The organism is Lysobacter sp. Soil_C_15, assembly GCF_057657315.1.
Map to the genome: position 1 here is coordinate 35331 of NZ_JBDGIR010000013.1, position 19577 is coordinate 54907.

The following is a 19577-nucleotide window of genomic DNA, read 5'->3' on the forward strand; positions in this document are numbered from 1 at the left end:
AAGGCCTGGCGGGTCTGGGCCCAGCATACGCCGCCTGGCGCGCCGCGGGCGTGGCGACGCGCGCCCGGCCCGAACCGCCCGAACCGGCAAGCCGCCGCCGAGCGGCGACGACGCCGCGGACCGCCGTCCGCCGCCGTCGCGCCCCCGGCCGCAGGCAAGGACTGCCGCCAGCGGCTAAACTCCCGTTTCTCCCTTTCCCACTGCCGTGACGCATGTCCGCCGATCCTGCCCGCTCCGCTCCCGAACTCCCGTCCGACACCGCCGCCGCTGGCGCGGTCAAGCAGGATTTCATCCGCCAGATCGTTCGCGACGACCTGGCCAGCGGCAAGCACCAAGCGATCCGGACCCGCTTCCCGCCCGAGCCCAACGGCTACCTGCACATCGGCCACGCCAAGGCGATCTGCCTGGACTTCGGCATCGCCAACGAGTTCGGCGGGCTGTGCAACCTGCGCTTCGACGACACCAACCCGGCCAAGGAAGACCCCGAGTACGTCGCCGCGATCCAGGAGGACGTGCGCTGGCTGGGCTTCGAGTGGGCGCAGCTGCGCCACGCCTCGGACTACTTCGAGGTGTTCTACCTGGCCGCGCAGAAGCTGATCCGCCAGGGCGACGCCTTCGTCTGCGACCTCAGCGCCGAGGAAGTGCGCGCCTACCGCGGCAGCCTCAACGAGCCGGGCCGGAACTCGCCCTACCGCGAGCGCAGCGTCGAGGAGAACCTGGACCTGTTCGCGCGCATGCGCGCCGGCGAGTTCGCCGACGGCGCGCGCACCCTGCGCGCCAAGATCGACATGGCCTCGGGCAACATCAACCTGCGCGACCCGGCGCTGTACCGGATCAAGAAGGTCGCCCACCAGAACACCGGCGATGCCTGGCCGATCTATCCGATGTACGACTTCGCCCACTCGCTCAGCGATTCCTGCGAAGGCATCACCCATTCGCTGTGCACGCTGGAATTCGAAGACCACCGTCCGCTGTACGACTGGTGCGTGGGCAGGGTCGACCTGCCGAATTCGCCCGAGCTGCTGGCGCCGCTGCTGGCCAAGGGCTATCCGAACGAGGCCGCGATCCCGCGCCAGATCGAGTTCTCGCGCGCCAACCTCAACTACACCGTGATGAGCAAGCGCAAGCTCATGGTGCTGGTCCAGGAAGGCCTGGTCGACGGCTGGGACGACCCGCGCATGCCGACCCTGCAGGGCATCCGCCGCCGCGGCTACACCCCGGCCGCGCTGCGCCTGTTCGCCGAGCGCCTGGGCGTGAGCAAGCAGAACTCGCTGATCGACTACTCGGTGCTGGAAGGCTGCCTGCGCGAAGACCTCGACGCGGCCGCGGCGCGGCGCATGGCGGTGGTCGACCCGCTCAAGCTGGTCATCACCAACCTGCCCGACTCGCACGAAGAGTCGCTGAGCTTCTCCAACCACCCCAAGGACGAGAGCTTCGGCAGCCGCCGGGTGCCGTTCTCGAACCAGTTGTGGATCGAGCGCGAGGACTTCGAGGAAGTGCCGCCGAAGGGCTTCAAGCGCCTGATTCCGGGCGGCGAAGTGCGCCTGCGCGGCGCCGGCATCCTGCGCTGCGACGAAGTGATCAAGGACGAGTCCGGCCAGATCGTCGAACTGCGCGGCAGCCTGGACCCGGAGTCGCGCCCCGGCATGGCCGGCGCCGACCGCAAGATCAAGGGCACCATCCACTGGGTCAGCGCGCGCCACGCGGTCGAGGCGGAAATCCGCCTGTACGACCGCCTGTTCGACGTCGCCGCGCCGGACGACGACAGCGACGGCAAGACCTACCAGGACCATCTCAATCCGAACTCGCGCCGCAGCGTGGTCGGCTACGTCGAGCCGGCCGCGGCCGCCGCGGCGCCGGAGCAGTCGTTCCAGTTCGAGCGGGTCGGCTACTTCGTCGCCGACCGCCGCGACCACAGCGCGCAGCGCCCGGTGTTCAACCGCAGCGTGACCCTGCGCGACACCTGGAGCGCGCAGGCATGAGCCCGAAGATCGCCCACCGGCTGATGGCCGACGTGCGCCTGGTCCTGCCGGACTGGGTCGACGCGGCGGTCGACCGCCAGCGCGCCTACCACGACGACGAGGACAAGGTCGCGTTGGCGATCGAGCTGTCGCGGCGCAATGTCGAGGCCGGCACCGGCGGTCCGTTCGGCGCGGCGATCTTCGACGGCAACGGCTACGTGGTCGGGGTCGGGGTGAACCGGGTCGTGCCGCAGAACTGCTCGGTCGCGCACGCCGAAATGATGGCCTTCATGTGCGCCCAGTCGGCGGTGAGCGCGTTCCGGCTCAACGAGATCGGGCCGATGACCCTGGCCACCTCGGCCCAGCCCTGCTGCATGTGCTACGGCGCCAGCTTCTGGGCCGGCATCGACCGGATGCTGATCGGCGCGCGCTCGGAAGACGTGATGCGCCTGACCGAGTTCGACGAAGGCCCGCTGCCGGCCGACTGGATCGGCGAGTTGGAGCGGCGCGGCATCGCCGTACGCCGCGACCTGCACCGCGATGCCGCCTGCGAAGTGCTGCGCCATTACGGCGAAAGCGGCGTGGCGTACTGACGCGACTGCATGTACGAGCGGCGCGAACCGCGCCAGCCGAAGCGGTTGTCGCCAGCGCCGCCACCGAAGCGCGATTGGCCGCCCCGCAGTCTTCGGCCAGCCCGCTTCCGCTAATCGCTTCGGTTGTCGCGGCTCACGCCGCTCCTACAAATTCTTCAACTACCGCGCGAATCCGACCATGACCGACTCCGCCCTGTTCTGCTGGTGCCGCGCCGGTTTCGAGCCCGAACTCGCCGTCGAACTCAACGAGCGCGCCGCGGTCGCCGGCCATCCCGGCTACGCCCGCACCGAACGCAACAGCGGCTACGTCGAATTCATGGTCGAAGACGCCGCCGCGCTGTCGCGCGCGCTGCCGTGGTCGAAGCTGATCTTCGCCCGGCAGAAGCTGGTGCGCCTGGCCGATCTGCGCGGGCTGCCGGCCAGCGACCGGATCGCGCCGATGCTGGCCGCGCTGGAGGCGATCGCCGGCAGCGGCCTGAACGTGTCGATGTTCGGCGAACTGTGGGTCGAGCACCCCGATTCCGACGCCGGCAAGCCGCTCGCCGGGCTCGCGCGCAGCTTCGGCAACGCGCTGCGTCCGGCGCTGCGCAAGGCCGGCTGGCTCAGCCGCGAAGACGATCCGCGCCGGCCGCGCCTGCACGTGGCCTTCCTGGCCGGCGATCATGCGGTGCTGGCGATGTCCGATCCGCACGACAGCTCGCCCTGGCCGCTCGGCATCCCGCGCCTGCGCATGCATCCCGACGCCCCCAGCCGCTCGGCGCTGAAGCTCGAAGAAGCGCTGCTGACCCTGCTCGACGCCGACGAGCGCGAGCGCCGGGTGCGCGACAACATGCAGGCCGCCGACCTCGGCGCCGCGCCCGGCGGCTGGACCTGGGTGCTGATGCGCAACGGCATGAAGGTGACCTCGGTCGACAACGGCCCGCTGCGCCAGGCCCTGCTCGACAGCGGCCGGGTCGATCACCTGCGCGCCGACGGTTTTTCCTGGCAGCCCAAGCGCACCCTGGACTGGATGGTCTGCGACATGGTCGAACAGCCGGTGCGGGTCGCCGAGCGGATGGCGGCCTGGTTCCGCGAGGGTTGGTGCCGGCAGGCGATCTTCAATCTCAAGCTGCCGATGAAGAAACGCTGGGAAGAGACCCGGCTGTGCCTGGAGACCTTCGAGTACCAGGCGCACCGGCCGCTGATCGTGCGCGCGCGCCAGCTGTATCACGATCGCGAAGAGATCACCGTGTTCGCCGCGCCGAAGTAAGCCGGCGCCATCGCCGCCACGCGGCCCGTCCAAGGAAAGGATCGCCATGCACCGAAATCGTCACGCCCGCGCCCGTATGCGCGCCGCCGCGCTGGTCCTGGCCTGCGCGAGCGCCGCGGCTTCGGCCGCACCGCCGCCCCGCCCGGCCTGGAACGAAGCGGCGGTGATCCGGCAGGCCACCGGCGGCCGCCTCACCGGCACCCGCGGCGAGTATTACGACGACAGTTGCGAAGAGCGCATCGGCTACACCGCCCAGGTCGTCGACCTCAACGGCGACGGCCTCCCCGAGGTGTTCACCGAACTGGAGTCCGAATGTCTCGGCGGCCGCATCGGCGTATCGCTGGAGCTGTACGTCCGCGACGCGCACGGCCGCTGGCAGGCGCAGTTCGGTTTTCCGGCCGGCTACAACATCCTGCCAAGCAAACACCTGGGCTATCCCGACCTGGAACTGACCGGACCGGGCATGTGCGCGCCGGTATGGCGCTGGAACGGCAAGCGCTACGCGCTGCACAAGCCCTGCCCGCGCTGAGCGCGGCGGCGGCTTCGCCGTTGCGCGCGATGCAGCGCCGCTTCATCGATGTGCACAGCGGATCAAGACGCGACAACGCTAGCATTGCGCGCAGCCGGGGCGTTCGCATTCAGCGCCGGTTGCGCGAATTTATCCGCGGTTGACTCGCGCCGGTTTAGCGTCGTCTCGTCCCCACACGCGAGGCTGCGGCCATGAAGCGATACGCGATGAAGCGAAACGCCCTGTTGACCCTGGCGATGGCGGCGGTTGTGACCGGCGCGGCGAGCGCGCAGGTGCCGTCGAAGGTGCAGGCCAAACACGATGCGGTCGAAAAGGCCGACGTCGCCGCGACCGATGCGCGCGCGGCGCGCGACAGCGCCAGCACCGCGCAGGCGGCGGCGCAGGCCGCCGCGGCGACCCGCGACCAGGGCGCGCTCAGCGCGCGCGGCGCGATCGCCGCGCAGGCCACCGCGCAACAGGCCAAGCGCTCGGCCGCCGACGCCCAGGCCGCGGCGCACCAGGCGATCCGCGCCGCCGACGAGGCGCGCTCGGCGCAGGCCGCGGCGGTCGACGGCAGCAATCCGCAGGGCGCCGCCGAACTGGCGCGCGCGGCGATGATCGAGGCGCGCACCGCCAATGCGGTCGCGGTCGACGCCAGCGGCGTGGCCCGCGCCGCCGCCGCGGCCACCGCCGAGGCCAATCAATTGCCGGCCACGGTGATCGCGCCGCCGTCGGACGGCCGCAACGTCGATTTCGTCGCCGTCGACGCCAATGCCGACGGCAGCATCAGCCGCGAGGAAGCGCGCGCGCACACCGCGCTGAGCGCCAACTTCCTCGCCGTGGACGTGAATGCCGACGGCCGCATCAGCAGCGGCGAGATCGCCGGCTGGCGCCGCTGACCGGCCACGAGCGACGAAGCCAAGACCGTCGCCGATCAATACACAGCACCGCGAACGCTCCCGCCCGGGAGCGTTCGTTTGTTCCCCGGCCGCAACGGCGCAGGGCGCGGGAGCCATGGCGCTGAAGGCTCTGGATCCCCGCTATCGCGGGGATGACGGCCGAGAGGCGCGCTCGCTCCCGATCCCGCAGAAAAACCAATCGCGCCACGAAGCCCTCCCACCGTCGTTCCGGCGAACGCGGGAATCGCGGGAATCACGGGGCTTCATCCTGGCAAGGCTCCAGGCATGACGCCGAAGTCCCCGGATCCCCGCTTCCGCGGGGATGGCGGCAGATAACGACGTCGCTGGCACCGCGCCTCCTCCCACCGTCGTTGCCGCGCAAGCGGGCTCCGCCTGACCTCGGCGTAGCCCAATACCCAGGGCTTCATCCAGGTATGGCGCTGAAGTCTCTGGCCGCCCGCTTTCACGGGCAGGTTCGCGGGCAGGAGCGCAAGCCAGGCGTGGCGCTTCGCGGCGACCAACCTCCGTCGCCCGCGGACATCGTGCGCAGCCGCTAGTACTTTCGACCGCACCGGCCGCGCACCGCGGTTGCGCCCGCGACGCAATGCGGCATAGTGCCTTGCCCCTTCGCTGCCCCGCCGTCGCATGACCGCCACGCCGATCGCCCTCGACGCCGCTCCCCGCCCGCTCGACCGGCGCGACGCGCGCACCCTGCTGCTGTCGGCCCTGGGAGGCGCGCTGGAGTTCTACGACTTCGTCATCTTCGTCTTCCTGACCGCGCCCCTGCGCCAGTTGTTCTTCCCGCCGGGCATGCCGGGCTGGCTGGGCGAGTTGCAGGTGTACGGGATCTTCGCCGCCGGCTACCTGGTGCGGCCGATCGGCGGCATCGTCATGGCCCACTTCGGCGACCGCTCCGGGCGCAAGCGCATGTTCGCCCTGAGCGTGTTCCTGATGGCGGTGCCGACCCTGTGCATCGGCCTGCTGCCGACCTACGCCCAGATCGGCGTCGCCGCGCCCTTGCTGCTGCTGTTCCTGCGCATCGTCCAGGGCATCGCGATCGGCGGCGAAGTGCCGGGCGCCTGGACCTTCGTCGCCGAGCACGCGCCGCCGGGCCGGGTCGGCTTCGCCTGCGCCAGCCTTACCGCCGGCCTCACCGCCGGGATCCTGATCGGCTCGCTGATCTCCGCCGCGATCAACACCTGGTTCGCCCCGGCCCAGGTGCTGGATTGGGCCTGGCGCATCCCGTTCCTGATCGGCGGCGTGTTCGGCTTCCTGGCCGTGTACCTGCGCCGCTGGCTCAGCGAGACGCCGGTGTTCGCGGCGATGCGCGAAAGCCGCCAGCTGGTGCGCGAACTGCCGCTCAAGCAGGTGCTGCGCGACCATCGCGCCGGCGTGGTCCTGTCGATGCTGGTCACCTGGCTGCTGACCGCGGCGATCGTGGTGATCGTGCTGATGACCCCGACCCTGGTGCAGAGCCAGTTCGGCATCGCTCCGCAACGCGCCTTCCTCGGCAACAGCCTGGCCGCGTTCTGCCTGACATTGAGCGCGATCGGCGGCGGCCTGCTGGTCGACCGCCTCGGCCGCGGCCGCGCCCTGTTGATCGGCTCGCTCGGCGTGCTGGCGTCGAGCTATGCGCTGTACTACGACCTCGCCCACGGCGGGGCGAACTTCCTCGCTCTATATGCGCTGGCCGGCACCTGCGTCGGCGTGGTCGGGGTGATCCCGGCGGTGATGGTGGCTGCGTTCCCGCCGGCGGTGCGCTTCTCCGGGCTGTCGTTTTCCTACAACGTCGCCTATGCCGTGTTCGGTGCCTTGACTCCGCCGCTGATCGGCCTGCTGACACCCAAGCTCGGCGGCATGACCCCGGCCTATTACGTGATGGCGGTGGCGGCGATGGGCGTGCTGGTCGCGACGTATCTGCTGCGCACCCGGCGCGCGTTCCACGAGCACTGAGGCATCGCGCCCTGCTCGGCGGCTACGCTCAGCAGCGCACGACCAGGACCAGGAACAGCGCCGCCGCGGCCAGCGCCCACACCGCGATCATCGCCAGCAAGACCGCCAGCCGGCCGATGCCGCGGCGCATGCGCGGCGCCGACGCGAGCGCGCGCCACACCCGAACCGCGCCGCAGGCGGCCGCCGCGACGACCGCCGCGAACAGGCCCCACCACAAGATCAGCGCGCCGGGCGAATGGCTCTCCAGGCCGCCCCGGCACAGGCTCATCGCCTGCGCCGCCAGCGGCGCGGCCGCGGCCATGCCGGCGGCGATACGGCAGCGCAGCGGTGCCCGCGCAGCCTGCGACATCGAACGCGCCGGAGTTTCGGCTTGCCCCATCCGGCGTCCCTGGGCCTGCGATCGCGCAACGGCAACCGCGTCCGCCCGCGCACGGCCGCGCCGCAGCCGCCTCAGCACGGCAGTACGAAGAACACGAGGAACACCGCCAGCCCCAGTAACCAGACCGCGAACATCAGCGCGACGCCGAGCAACAGCGCCAACGCGCGCCATCCCGCGGAGCGCCGCCGGCTCAGGCGCCAGCCCAACACCGGCATGCTCAGGCCGAGCAGCACGAACAGGCCCAGCACGCCCCAGCCCAAGCCGAGAAACAGCGGCGACTTCTCGCCGGCCTCGGGCGGGCACTGCTTCATCGCCGCCGCCAGGCCGGGCCAGGCGGCCAGCGCGATGGCGACGGCGTGGCCGCCCGCCGCGCGCAGGCAATCTGCGCGCCGCAGCTCGTAGGGTTTCGCTTCCTGCATGGTCCAGCTCCCTTGCCGTTTGGCGGCGTTCGGCGCGGCGGGCTGCCGCCGCGCAACGGCGGCGGCTACAGGCCCGCGGCGCGTTTCCAGAAATAGTGGGTCAGCGGCGGCAGCTTGCCGGCCAGGCCGAGCAGGGGCCCGCGCAACAGCGTCGCGGCGAGTTCGTCGTTGGAGAACAGCTTGTTCAAGCCGTCGAAGCCGTAAGCCGCCAGCGCGTTCTCGCTGCGCCGCTGGCGCGCCCAGCGCGCCAGCCGGTGCGGCGACCCCGGGTCGGCGCCGCGCCGCTGCGCCTGGCGGAACAGCGCGCGCAGGCCGGCGACATCGCGCAGGCCCAGGTTGACCCCCTGCCCGGCCAGCGGATGGACCACGTGCGCGGCGTCGCCGGCGACGACCACGCGGCCGGCGAAGTAACGCTGCACCAGTTGTCGCCGCAACGGGAACGCCGCGCGCGCCGAGACCGCGGTCAACGCGCCGAGGCGGCCGTCGAAAGCGCGCTCGAGTTCGGCCAGGAAGGCCGCGTCGTCGACCGCGAGCAGGCGCTCGGCTTCGCGCTCGGGCAAGGTCCAGACGATCGAGCTGCGCCGGTCGCGCGCGCCGGGCTCGCCGACCGCCGGCAGGAAGGCGATCGGCCCGCTAGGCAGGAAGCGCTGCCAGCAGGTGGCCTGATGGCTCAGCTCGCTGTCGACGTAGGCGACCAGGCCGCGCTGATGGTAGTCGTGGCCCTCGGCTTCGATGCCGGCCAGGCGGCGCAGCTGCGAGTCGGCGCCGTCGGCGGCGACCAGCAGGCGCGCGCGCAGGCGGCGGCCGCCGTCGAGCAGCATGCCGACGCTGTCGGCGGGGTCGCGCTCCAGCGCCTCGATCCGGTTCGGGCAATACAGCTGCACGCCGGCCGCCGGCAGCGCCGCCCACAGGCGATCGACCAGCAGGCCGTGTTCGACGATCCAGCCCAGTTCGCGCCGGCCGAAGGCATCGGCGTCGAAATGCAGTTCGCCGCCGCCGGCCGCGTCCCAGACCCGCATGCCGCGGTAAGGCTGCGCGCGGGCCTCGCGCACCGCCGGCCACACGCCCAGGTCGTCGAGCAGCGCGGCGTTGTCCGGAGCGAAGGCGTACACGCGCAGGTCGGGACGGTCGGCCTGCCAGCGCGGCGGTTCGCGCGCCTCGACCAGGGCCACCTCGAAACCGTCGCGGGCGAAGGCCAGCGCGGCGGCGGCGCCGACCACGCCGGCGCCGACCACGACCACGTCGAGCAATTCGCGTCGGCTCATGCGCGGCCTCCGGCCGGGCGCGGCGCATCGACCGCGTCGCCGCGGCACAAGGCCGGCACTTCGCCGCGGTACCCCATCGCGCCGCCGACCAGGAACGACTGCGCGGTCGCGACCCGGTCGACCGCGAACAGGCCGAGGCTGCGCAGCGGCCGCAGCAGGCCGCTGTCGTTGGCGCTGAGCCGGGCCAGGCCGTCGGAGAACGCGACCGTGCGCTCGCGGTCCGGCAGGCGCCGGGCGGCATAACGCTGCAGCAGGTCGTCCGCGCCGCAGTCGCTTGCGCCGCCCGCGGCCAGTTCAGTCTCGATCAGTTCGGCCAGGGTCATCGCATCGCGCAGGCCGAGGTTGAAGCCTTGCGCGCCGATCGGGTGGATGGTCTGGGCGGCGTTGCCGACCAGCACCGCGCGCGCCGCGGTCAGGCGCGCGGCCAACACCCGGATCGCCGGGTACAGGCTGCGCGCGCCGCAATCGAGGAAGCGGCCGCAACGCCAGCCGAAGGCCTGCTGGGCCCGATCGAGGAAGCCGGCTTGGTCGAGCGCGGCGACCGCCTCGGCGCGCTCGCTGGCGACGCTGTGGATCAGGCCGTAGTGGCGGTCGCCGCGCGGCAGCAGCGCGGTCGGGCCCTCGTCGGTCAGGCGCTCGTAGGCGGTGCCGTCCGGGCCGCGCTCGCCGCGCAGCCGGGTCACGAACAGGGTCTGGCCGTAGTCGTGCTCTTCGGCGCCGATATTCAGCGCCGCGCGCACCGCGCTGCGGGTGCCGTCGGCGGCGACCAGCAGGCGCGCGCGCAGCACTCGCTCGCCGGCGCCGTCGGCGACCCGCACGCCGCGCCAGCCGTCGCCGGCCTCGGCCAGGCCGGTGAAGCGCACCGGCCGGTAGCGGTGCAGGCGCGGCAGTTCGGCCAGGCGCGCTTCCAGCGCTTCGCCGAAATCGCGCGCGACCACGATCCGGCCGAACTCCTCGCGGCCGTAGCGCGAGGCTTCGAGCACGGCGCGGCCGAAGTCGCCCTTGCGGCTGATGTGGATGCGCCGGATCGCGCCGGTCGGCGCGCGCAGCTTGGCCAGCACGCCGAGCGCCCCGAGGGCGTTGAGGGTGGCCTCGGCGAAGCTGAGGTTGCGCTCGTCGAACACCGCCGGCAGCGCGCCGGGTGGCGCGGCTTCGATCAGGCCGACGTCGAGACCGAGCCGGTCCAGGGCGATGGCGAGGCTGGCGCCGACCAGGCCGCCGCCGACGATGAGCACGTCGTGGCTGGCGTAGACGGCGGCGGGCGGCGTCGAAGCGTCTGCATTCATCCGCTCATGATACGGCCGGCCCCGCGCAGCGTCTGTCCGCGTCGTGGCGCGCGGCCCGGTGCTGCGACCCCGTGCCGCAGCGCCGGCAGCCCCGGCCCGGTGCCGGCGGGACGCTTGGAATCAACCACTTAGCGTCTGCTCGCCGCGCGCGCCGGCCGAAACCGGCACTTTCGCCGCAGGTTCCTTAGAATGGCGGGATTGGCGCGCCAGTCCGGCGTCAGGAGCCATCGTCATGCAGCCCAACACCCAACGCAGCCTCATCTTCGTCCTGCTCGCCGTGCTGATGGCGGCCACGCGCGTGAACCACTTCACGCCGATCCCGGACGCCTCGTGGGCGGTGTTCTTCATCGGCGGCTTCTACCTGCGCTCGTGGACCCGTTGGGCGTTCCCGGCGCTGATGGCGCTGGCGGTAGCGGTCGACTACGCGGTGATCACCCGCCAGGGCCTGAGCTTCTGGGATCACTACTGCGTCTCGGCCGCGTACTGGTTCCTGGTCCCGGCCTATTTCGCGATGTGGGCCGGCGGCCTGTGGGTCGCGCGCAACTACGCCCGCCGCTGGAGCACCCTGGCGCTGGCCGCGGTCGCCCTGCTGGCCTCGACCGCAGTCTGCCAACTGCTGAGCCAGGGCAGCTTCTACTGGCTGTCGGCCTCGGTCGCCGACAAGAGCGTCGCCGGCTGGGCCGCCAACTACGTCGAATGGCTGCTGCCCTACCTGCGCACCGCCGCCACCTACGTCGGCATCGCCGCGCTGGTGCAGGCGATCGCCGCCGGCGCGGCCAAGTCCAAGGCCGGCGCGATCGGCGCGGACGACGCGCACAAGCGCTGAGTCCGTCGCGACGATGGGCAACCGTCTCTCGAAGATCTACACCCGCACCGGCGACGACGGCAGCACCGGCCTCGGCGACGGCAACCGGATCGGCAAGGACTCGGCTCGGGTCGGCGCCTACGGCACGGTCGACGAAGCCAATTCCTGCATCGGCCTGGTCCTGGCCGCGGAACTGCCGCAGACCATCCGCGAACAGTTGGTGGCGATCCAGCACCAACTGTTCGACCTCGGCGGCGAGCTGTGCATTCCCGGCCACTCGGCGATCTTCGACGCCGACATCGACCGGCTCGAGCAATGGCTCGACGCGCACAACGACGAACTGCCGCCGCTGAAGGATTTCATCCTGCCCGGCGGCGGCGAAGCGGCGGCGCGTTGCCACATCGCCCGCACCGTGGTCCGCCGCGCCGAACGCGAGACCGTCGCCCTGGCCCGGGTCGAAGACGTGCGGCCGCAGGCGGTGCGCTATCTCAACCGCCTCTCCGACCTGCTGTTCGTGCTGGCCCGCGTGCTGGCCCGCGCCAGCGGCCACGGCGAGGTGCTGTGGAACCACGAGCGCCGCAAGGGCTGACCGCGCGATGCGCGTCTACACCCACCCGGCCTGCACCCGCCACGACCCCGGCCCGGGGCATGCCGAGCGGCCGCTGCGCCTGGTCGCGGTGACCGAGGCCCTGCGCGAGGCCTTTCCCGAACTGGATTGGCGCGAGGCGCCCAGCGCCAGCCGCGGCCAGTTGCTGCGCGCCCACGGCGACGCCCTGCTGGCCCTGGTGCTGGACACCGCGGTCGACGGGCCGATGGCGCTGGACCCCGACACCGTGCTCGCGCCGGGCTCGGCCGAAGCCGCCTTGCGCGCCGCCGGCGCCGGCGTGGCCGCGGTCGACGCGGTGCTCAAGGGCGAGGAGCGGCGGGTGTTCTGCGCGGTGCGTCCGCCCGGCCACCATGCCACCTACGACACGGCGATGGGCTTCTGCCTGTTCAACAACATCGCCGTCGCCGCCGCCCATGCCTGCGACAAGCACAACCTGGCCCGGATCGCGGTGATCGATTTCGACGTCCATCACGGCAACGGCACCCAGGCGATCTTCGATGCCGACCCGCGGGTGATGTACGTCAGCTCGCACCAGATGCCGCTGTACCCGGACACCGGCTACGCCCATGAGCGCGGGATCGGCAACATCGTCAACGCGCCGCTGCCGCCGGGCACCGGCAGCGAAGGCTTCCGCAAGGTCTGGCGCGAGCGCCTGCTGCCGACCGTCGACGGGTTCCGCCCGCAGTTGGTGCTGATCTCGGCCGGCTTCGACGCCCACCGCCGCGACCCGTTGGCCCAGGTCGAGCTGGACGGCGAGGATTTCGCCTGGATCACCCGCGAACTGGTCGCGATCGCCGAGCGCCACGCCGGCGGCCGGGTGGTATCGATGCTCGAAGGCGGCTACGACCTGGCCGCGCTGCGCGAGAGCGCGGTGGCGCACGTGGGGGCGCTGATGGCCGGTGCTCCAGCAGGAGCGGCGTAAGCGACCGCCCGGAGCCCGGCCAAACCAAGCGCCGGGCCTCGATGAGACGCCGGGCTACTGCCCGCCGCTGCTGAACGGCACGGCCGCCTGTCCGCCAGGAAACCGCCGGTTCGTCGCTGCCGAAGCCGCCTGGCCGAACTAGCGGGCTACGCACAGGCCGCGCCTTACCGCGCTGCGCGACGACGGTGTGTCGGCCGGAAGGCCGACGATTCGTCGCCGCCGAAGAGCCTGGCCGGAGGGCCGGGCTTCGGCAGGGCCGCGCATTACCTATCTTCGGTTCCCTCGAACCCCAACGCCGCCGAATTGATGCAATAGCGCAGCCCGGTCGGCCGCGGGCCGTCGGGGAACACATGTCCCAGATGCGAGGCGCAGCGCGCGCACTTGACCTCGATCCGACGCATACCGTGACTCTCGTCGGCGTGCTCGCTGACCGCCTGGGGGCTGAGCGGCTGCCAATAGCTGGGCCAACCGCTGCCGGAGTCGTACTTGGCTTCGGACGAGAACAAGGGCTCGCCGCAGGCCACGCAGGTGTAGGTGCCGGCCTGCTTGTGGTTCCAGTAGCGGCCGGTGAAGGCGCGTTCGGTGGCCGAACAGCGGCAGACCGCGTACTGCTCCGGGCTCAGCTGTTCGCGCCATTCAGCTTCGCTCTTGGCGACCGGGGCCGGGTCGGGACGGGAAGACGGGCTCATGGGCTCCTCCGGGTTGGGCCTGCGGCGTTGCGGGAAAATGAACGCCGATGCCGCTTAAATGGCGCTCGCGTTGCCCGCTTGCAAGGGATACGGCAAGCTAACCGCCGTTTTTCCGTCCATCGGATGGTCGCGTGCGCAAACCCCTCCGCCTGCTCCCGTTGTCGCTGTGCATCGCCATCGCCCTGCCCGCGTACGCGGCGGACGACAACGAGAACTGGGGGCTGTGTCCGCTGGTCGACGCGGTGCCGTCCTTCGACGACGCCCCGGCGCCGACCGGCACCGTCGAGCAGCGCGCCGAGCAACCCACCGACATCGACGGCGGCACCCTGCAGCGCGCCGGGGCCAACGAGAACATCGTGGTCCAGGACAATGTGCGGCTGAGCCGCGGCGACCAGTTCCTGGGCACCGACAAGCTCACCTACAACCAGGAATCGGGCAAGTACACCGCCGAGGGCCACGTCCGCTACCAGGACTCGAGCATGCGTCTGGTGGCCGAGCGCGCCGAGGGCGACCAGAACGCCGACCAGCACCGCATCGACGAAGTCGATTACCAGCTGACCGCGCGCCGCGGCAACGGCGGCGCCGAGCGGATCGAACTCAACGGCGCCAAGGGCTCGCTGCACGGCTCGACCTATTCGACCTGCGCGCCGAACCAGCGCGCCTGGGAACTGCGCGCCCACCGCATCGACATCGACACCGCCGAAGGCATGGGCGTGGCGCGCAGCGCCACCCTGCGGATCGGCAAGGTGCCGGTGCTGTACGTGCCCTGGTTCGTGTTCCCGGTCGACGACCGCCGCCGCACCGGCCTGCTGTACCCGAACATCTCGATGTCGGGCAAGAACGGCTTCGACTGGCGCCAGCCGATCTACCTCAACCTGGCGCCGAACTACGACGCCACCTTGTACCCGCGCTACATGGCGCGCCGCGGCGGCTCGATCGGCGGCGAGTTCCGCTGGCTGTACGAGAACGGCTCCGGCGAGGTCTCGGCCAACTGGATGCCGCACGACGACCTGCCCAACAAGGACCCGGACCGCTATACCGACTACCGCCGCAACGACCCCAGCGGCCGCCTGTTCGAGATCCCCAAGGACCGGCGCCCGGTGAACAACCGCGGCGAGTTCGCGCTCAAGGCCAGCCACCGCCTCGACGGCACCTGGTACGCCGGCGCCAACCTGGCCTGGGTCAGCGACAAGTACTACCTGCAGGACTTCAGCAACAGCCTGTACGGCCAGTCGGCGATCTCGCTGCGCAGCGAAATCGGCCTGTACGGCCGCGGCCGCTACTGGGACGCCAGCTTCACCGCCGACCACAACCAGCTGGCCGACTTCACCCTGCAGGAAAACTCGCTGGCCTACGACCGCCTGCCGCGCGCGACCTTCCACTGGGCGCAGCCGTGGAACCGCTGGGTCGAGACCGGCGTCGACACCGAGGCGGTGCGCTTCCAGCACGAGGACATGAAGTTCACCCCGGGCGATCCGGCCGCGCCGGCCGGCCTGCGCCGCGAGATCCCCGGCGGCAGCCGCTTCGACGTCAAGCCCTATGTCAGCTTCCCGCTGGAGGGCGCGTCCTGGTACATCCGGCCCAAGCTGGCCTACCGCTACACCGCCTACGAACTCGACGCCAACCTGGCGCGCCAGCTTGCGGTGCAGCGCGCGACCGAAGTCACCGGCGGCGCGACTCCGAGCGAGCCGCTGATCCAGAGCTTCTACAACCGCTCGCCGCACCGCGCCCTGCCGATCACCTCGATCGACGCCGGCATGTACTTCGACCGCCACACCGAAATCCGCGGCGAAAGCTACCTGCACACCCTGGAACCGCGGGTGTTCTACCTGCGCGCGCCGTACCGCGAACAGGACGGCCTGCCGCTGTTCGACACCAATCCGATGTCGTTCAGCTGGGGCGCGCTGTTCCGCGACAACCGCTATTCCGGCGCCGACCGCCAGACCGACGCCAACCAGCTCACCACCGCCCTGACCACCCGCCTGATCAGCGAGGCCGACGGCCGCGAGCGCCTGGCGGCGAGCATCGGCCAGATCCAGTACTTCGACGACATCCGGGTCACCGCCGGCGCCGAGCAGCCGATCAAGCAGGGCAAGTCGGCCTGGGTGGCCGACGTCAGCGTCTCGCCGAGCGACCGCTGGACCATCAACGCCACCTACCAGTGGGACCCGCGCCTGCGCAGCGAGGACGTGGCCAGCCTGCGCGCCCGCTACCTGTTCGGCAATTCCGGGGTGGTCAATTTCGCCTACCGCTACCGCCGCAACCTGGCGGTGTCGCCGAACGCACGCCGCGAGGACCGCGACCAGTACGAGCAGGCCGATTTCTCCTTCCTGTACCCGATCAACGACAACTGGAGCGTGGTCGGCCGCTACTACTACTCGCTCAAGGACAAGCGCCCGCTCGAGCAGATCGCCGGCGTGCAGTGGGAGAGCTGCTGCCTGGCGGTGCGCGCGATCGCCCGCCGCTACCAGCGCAACCGTTCCGAAGACCTCAACAGCTCCTTTCAGGTGGAGTTCGAACTCAAGGGTCTAGGCTCGGCCGGCCAGAACACGGAGCGCGTTTTGCGCCGTGCTATTCTCGGCTACAACCGCGACGACCTGTACCTGACGCCGCCGTCTCCCACGGTCAGCCGCGAAAACCGCGGCGCCGACGCCGACTCGACCCTCGACCCGACCCTATGAACAAAATTTTCGCGCGCCGCCCGCTCCTAGCGAGCCCGGTTTTGGCAAGTCTGCTGGCCGTCGGCGCGTGCTTCGGCGGGGCCGCCTACGCCCAGGACGCCCAGCCGATCGATCGGATCGCGGCGGTGGTGGACGAGGACGTGATCCTCAAGACCGAGCTCGACCGCGCCCTGGCCAACATCCTCAACCAGTACGCCGGGCGCAGCGAGCAGCTGCCGCCGCGCGACGTGCTGGAGCGGCAGATGCTGGAGCGCCTGATCCTGGTCAAGATCCAGGTCGCCCAGGCCCTGGGCACCGGCGTGCGGGTCGGCGACGCCGAGATCGAACAGGCCATCGCCGGCATCGCCAACTCCAACCGCATCAGCGTCGACCAGCTGCGCCAGCAGGTGGTCCGCGACGGCAGCTCGTTCGCCGATTTCCGCAGCTCGGTCCGCGACGAACTGCTGATCCAGCGCCTGCGCCAGCGTTTCGCCCAGACCCGGGTCTCGGTCAGCGACGCCGAAATCGACGCTGCCCTGGCCACCCAGGCCAACTCCGGCACCCAGTACCACCTGGCCCACATCCTGATCGCCCTGCCCGACGGCGCCACTCCGGAGCAGATCGCGACCGCGCAGAAGAAGGTCGACGGCGTCAAGGCGCTGATCGACAAGGGCGAGATGGACTTCAACGCCGCCGCCGTGCGCTATTCCGACAGCCCCAACGCGCTGGAAGGCGGCGACCTGGGCTGGCGCGGCATCGACGAGATCCCGGCCGCGTTCGCCGAGCTGATGCGCAAGATGACCCCGGGCCAGGTCACCGAGCCGCTGCGCGGCGCCAGCGGCTTCCAGCTGCTGAAGCTGGTCGAAGTGCGCGACGCCTCGCAGAGCGGGCCGAAGATGGTCACCCAGTACCACGCCCGCCACATCCTGATCCGCACCAACGACCAGACCAGCGACGCCCAGGCCAAGGCCAAGGCCGACACCCTGCGCGCCCGCCTCGCCGGCGGCGCCAAGTTCGAGGACGTGGTCAAGGAGAGCTCGGAAGACCTGACCTCGCAGACCAAGGGCGGCGACCTGGGCTGGTTCATGCAGGACGAGTTCGGCCCCGAATTCGGCGGCGCGGTCGCCGCGCTGGCCGACAACGAAATCTCCGCTCCGGTCCGCACCCAGGCCGGTTACCACATCGTCCAGCGCCTGGGCACCCGCCAGAGCGACGTGTCCGACCAGAGCAAGCGCGCCCAGGTCCAGGAGACCATCGGCCGACGCAAGCTGGAGGAAGAGTGGAACCGCTTCCTGCGCGAGAAGCGCGGCGAAGCCTATGTCGACTTCCGGGTCGGCAAGGGCTCGGAACAGAACAACCCGCCGGCCGAGCCGGCCAAGCCCGCCACCTCCGGCGGCTGACGTGACCCCGCCCCGGCTCGCGCTGGTGCCGGGCGAGCCGGCCGGCGTCGGGCCGGAGCTGTGCGTGCGGCTGCTGCAGCAGCCGCGCGATTACGACCTGATCGCCTACGCCGACCCGCGCAGCCTGCGCGCCGCGGCCGAAGCCCTCGCCCTGCCCCTGACCCTGCTGCCGCCGGACCGCCCCTCGCGGGCGCCGGGCGAGCTGGCGGTGGTCGAGATCCCCCATCCCGTGCTTCCGGCCTTCGGCACGCCCGAGCCGGGCAACGCCGCGGCCGTGGTCCAGGCCCTGCGCGACGCCGCCCAGGCCTGCCTGGACGGGCGCCTGGACGGGATCGTCACCGGCCCGGTGCACAAGGCCGCGATCAACCAGGGCGGCATCGCCTACACCGGCACCACCGAGCTGCTGGCCGAACAGGCCGGCTGCGAGGTGGTGATGATGCTGGCCAACGCCGTCGTCCGGGTCGCCCTGGCTACCACCCACCTGCCCCTGCGCCAGGTCGCCGACGCGATCCGGGCCGAGCCGTTGGCGCGCACCCTGCGCATCCTCGATGCCGCCCTGCGCCGCGATTTCGGCCTGGCCCGGCCGGCCATCGCCGTGCTCGGCCTGAACCCGCACGCCGGCGAGGCCGGACACCTGGGGCGGGAGGAGATCGAGGTCATCGAGCCGCTGCTGGAACAGTTGCGCGGCGAAGGACTGAATCTGATCGGCCCGCTGCCGGCCGACACCGCCTTCCTGCCGGCCAAGCTGCGCGGCTACGACGCGGTGCTGGCCATGTACCACGACCAGGGCCTGCCGGTGCTCAAATACAGCGGCTTCGAACACGCCGTGAACCTGACCCTGGGCCTACCCTATCCGCGCGTCGCGGTCGATCACGGCACCGCGCTCGACCTGGCCGGCCGCGGCCTGGCCGACCCGTCCAGCCTGATCGCCGCCGCCACCGCCTGCGCGCGCATCGCGCGCACCCGCCGCCAGACCGGAGCCACGCCATGACCGGCACGGCCAAGACCCATGCCAAGGGCTTCAAGCCCGAAGCCAAGAAGCACCTCGGCCAGCACTTCCTGCACGACGCCGGCATCATCGGCATGATCGTGCACGCGGTGGACCCCAAGCCCGGCGACCGCCTGGTCGAGATCGGCCCCGGCCAGGGCGCGATCACCTTCCCGCTGCTCGACCGCCACGGCGAGCTGACCGTGATCGAGTTCGACCGCGACCTGATCTTCCCGCTGACCGAGGGCGCGCGCGCCCACGGCACCCTGGAGGTCATCCACCGCGACGTGCTCACGGTGGATTTCAGCGCCCTGGCCCACAACGGCGGGCCGATCCGGCTGGTCGGCAACCTGCCCTACAACCTGTCCTCGCCGATCCTGTTCCATGCCCTGGAACACGCCGCGGCGATCGTCGACATGCACTTCATGCTGCAGAAGGAAGTGGTCGACCGCATGGCCGCCGCGCCGGGCAGCAAGGTCTTCGGCCGGCTCAGCGTGATGCTGCAGGCCTATTGCCAGGTGATCGCCCTGTTCGACGTGCCGCCGGCCGCGTTCCGGCCGCCGCCGAAGGTCGATTCGGCGGTGGTGCGGATGATTCCGCACCCGCCGGAAAAGATCGGCATCGCCGACCATGCGCTGTTCGCGCGGGTGGTCCGCGACGCCTTCGGCCAGCGCCGCAAGACCCTGCGCAACGCCCTGTCGCAGGTCTGCGACGGCGCCGCGATCGAAGCCGCCGGGCTGCGCCCGGACGCGCGCGCCGAGCAGATCGAGGTCGCCGATTTCGTCCGCCTGGCCAACTCGCTCGCCGCCAGCGGCGCGGCCCTGGCCGAACCGGGCTGAGCGGCGCGTTCTCACAACGCGAGGACGCCGCCGTTTTTCCAGTCGAACGGCCGCGGCCGCGCGGGACGCGCGGCGACGCTGTCTATCGGCCGCAGCGACGCACATAATGCGGCGCCGCCGCAGGCGCGCTATTTTCCGAACCGGCAAACCGCCCG

The 19577-nt window shown here is 71.4% G+C and carries 17 protein-coding genes and 1 pseudogene; 13 read left to right on the forward strand and 5 right to left on the reverse strand.

From position 1 onward, the window contains the following. Positions 1-212: 212 nt before the first annotated feature. From AC3A57_RS21555 to AC3A57_RS21580, 6 genes are all read left to right on the forward strand, one after another. Complete coding sequence (locus AC3A57_RS21555; RefSeq protein ID WP_487580772.1) at positions 213-1982, forward strand: glutamine--tRNA ligase/YqeY domain fusion protein; 1770 nt, start codon at positions 213-215, stop codon at positions 1980-1982. Next, on the forward strand, positions 1979-2554 hold the full coding sequence (locus AC3A57_RS21560; protein WP_487580773.1) for a nucleoside deaminase: 576 nt from the start codon (positions 1979-1981) through the stop codon (positions 2552-2554). The genes AC3A57_RS21555 and AC3A57_RS21560 overlap by 4 nt, the downstream gene beginning before the upstream one ends. A 178-nt stretch (positions 2555-2732) precedes the next feature. Then, on the forward strand, positions 2733-3803 hold the full coding sequence (rlmM, locus tag AC3A57_RS21565) for a 23S rRNA (cytidine(2498)-2'-O)-methyltransferase RlmM (protein WP_487580774.1): 1071 nt from the start codon (positions 2733-2735) through the stop codon (positions 3801-3803). A gap of 46 nt (positions 3804-3849) precedes the next feature. Continuing rightward, positions 3850-4332, forward strand: a complete 483-nt coding sequence (locus AC3A57_RS21570) for a hypothetical protein (RefSeq protein ID WP_487580775.1) — start codon at positions 3850-3852, stop codon at positions 4330-4332. A 206-nt stretch (positions 4333-4538) separates the two neighbouring features. Beyond that, the gene (locus AC3A57_RS21575) at positions 4539-5210 is read left to right on the forward strand and encodes a hypothetical protein (protein ID WP_487580776.1); all 672 of its coding nucleotides are present in this window, start codon (positions 4539-4541) and stop codon (positions 5208-5210) included. A gap of 645 nt (positions 5211-5855) precedes the next feature. Further along, on the forward strand, positions 5856-7163 hold the full coding sequence (locus AC3A57_RS21580) for an MFS transporter (protein WP_487580777.1): 1308 nt from the start codon (positions 5856-5858) through the stop codon (positions 7161-7163). A 28-nt stretch (positions 7164-7191) separates the two neighbouring features. Here the strand turns inward: AC3A57_RS21580 and AC3A57_RS21585 are convergent, their stop codons facing one another. The 4 genes from AC3A57_RS21585 to ubiH form a co-directional block, all read right to left on the reverse strand. Next, positions 7192-7542: a hypothetical protein gene (locus AC3A57_RS21585; protein ID WP_487580778.1), complete on the reverse strand. Its 351-nt coding sequence runs from the start codon at positions 7540-7542 to the stop codon at positions 7192-7194. Positions 7543-7613: 71 nt separating this feature from the next. Beyond that, the gene (locus tag AC3A57_RS21590) at positions 7614-7961 is read right to left on the reverse strand and encodes a hypothetical protein (protein ID WP_487580779.1); all 348 of its coding nucleotides are present in this window, start codon (positions 7959-7961) and stop codon (positions 7614-7616) included. Between the two features lie 65 nt (positions 7962-8026). After that, positions 8027-9226 (reverse strand): UbiH/UbiF family hydroxylase, encoded by a 1200-nt coding sequence (locus tag AC3A57_RS21595; RefSeq protein ID WP_221671524.1) that lies wholly within the window; start codon positions 9224-9226, stop codon positions 8027-8029. Next, the gene (gene ubiH / locus AC3A57_RS21600; protein WP_487580780.1) at positions 9223-10512 is read right to left on the reverse strand and encodes a 2-octaprenyl-6-methoxyphenyl hydroxylase; all 1290 of its coding nucleotides are present in this window, start codon (positions 10510-10512) and stop codon (positions 9223-9225) included. Before ubiH ends, AC3A57_RS21595 begins: the two co-directional genes overlap by 4 nt. Positions 10513-10744: 232 nt before the next feature. Here ubiH and AC3A57_RS21605 point away from each other — a divergent pair, with 232 nt between their 5' ends. From AC3A57_RS21605 to AC3A57_RS21615, 3 genes are read left to right on the forward strand one after another with little or no spacing between them, the layout of a single operon-like run. Next, positions 10745-11338 carry a hypothetical protein gene (locus tag AC3A57_RS21605; RefSeq protein ID WP_487580781.1) on the forward strand — a complete coding sequence of 198 codons (594 nt, stop codon included), beginning with the start codon at positions 10745-10747 and terminating at the stop codon, positions 11336-11338. 13 nt (positions 11339-11351) lie between these two features. Next, positions 11352-11906 (forward strand): cob(I)yrinic acid a,c-diamide adenosyltransferase, encoded by a 555-nt coding sequence (locus tag AC3A57_RS21610; protein WP_221671521.1) that lies wholly within the window; start codon positions 11352-11354, stop codon positions 11904-11906. Positions 11907-11913: 7 nt separating this feature from the next. Next, on the forward strand, positions 11914-12846 hold the full coding sequence (locus AC3A57_RS21615; RefSeq protein WP_487580782.1) for a histone deacetylase family protein: 933 nt from the start codon (positions 11914-11916) through the stop codon (positions 12844-12846). A 263-nt stretch (positions 12847-13109) separates the two neighbouring features. Here the strand turns inward: AC3A57_RS21615 and msrB are convergent, their stop codons facing one another. Next, complete coding sequence (gene msrB, locus AC3A57_RS21620) at positions 13110-13535, reverse strand: peptide-methionine (R)-S-oxide reductase MsrB (RefSeq protein ID WP_487580783.1); 426 nt, start codon at positions 13533-13535, stop codon at positions 13110-13112. A gap of 131 nt (positions 13536-13666) precedes the next feature. On the opposite strand from msrB, the gene lptD reads away from it, so the two are divergent. The 4 genes and pseudogenes from lptD to rsmA all read left to right on the forward strand — a co-directional run bounded on the left by lptD (position 13667) and on the right by rsmA (position 19422). Then, complete coding sequence (gene lptD / locus AC3A57_RS21625) at positions 13667-16216, forward strand: LPS assembly protein LptD (protein WP_487580784.1); 2550 nt, start codon at positions 13667-13669, stop codon at positions 16214-16216. Then, a pseudogene (locus AC3A57_RS21630) lies at positions 16213-17608 on the forward strand (peptidylprolyl isomerase); the annotation flags it as partial. The gene lptD and the pseudogene AC3A57_RS21630, both read left to right, overlap by 4 nt. Continuing rightward, the gene (pdxA, locus tag AC3A57_RS21635; RefSeq protein ID WP_487580810.1) at positions 17597-18586 is read left to right on the forward strand and encodes a 4-hydroxythreonine-4-phosphate dehydrogenase PdxA; all 990 of its coding nucleotides are present in this window, start codon (positions 17597-17599) and stop codon (positions 18584-18586) included. The pseudogene AC3A57_RS21630 and the gene pdxA, both read left to right, overlap by 12 nt. After that, entirely contained in the window at positions 18583-19422 is an 840-nt protein-coding gene (rsmA, locus tag AC3A57_RS21640; RefSeq protein ID WP_221671515.1) for a 16S rRNA (adenine(1518)-N(6)/adenine(1519)-N(6))-dimethyltransferase RsmA, read from the forward strand. Before pdxA ends, rsmA begins: the two co-directional genes overlap by 4 nt. The last annotated feature ends 155 nt before the right edge of the window (positions 19423-19577 follow it).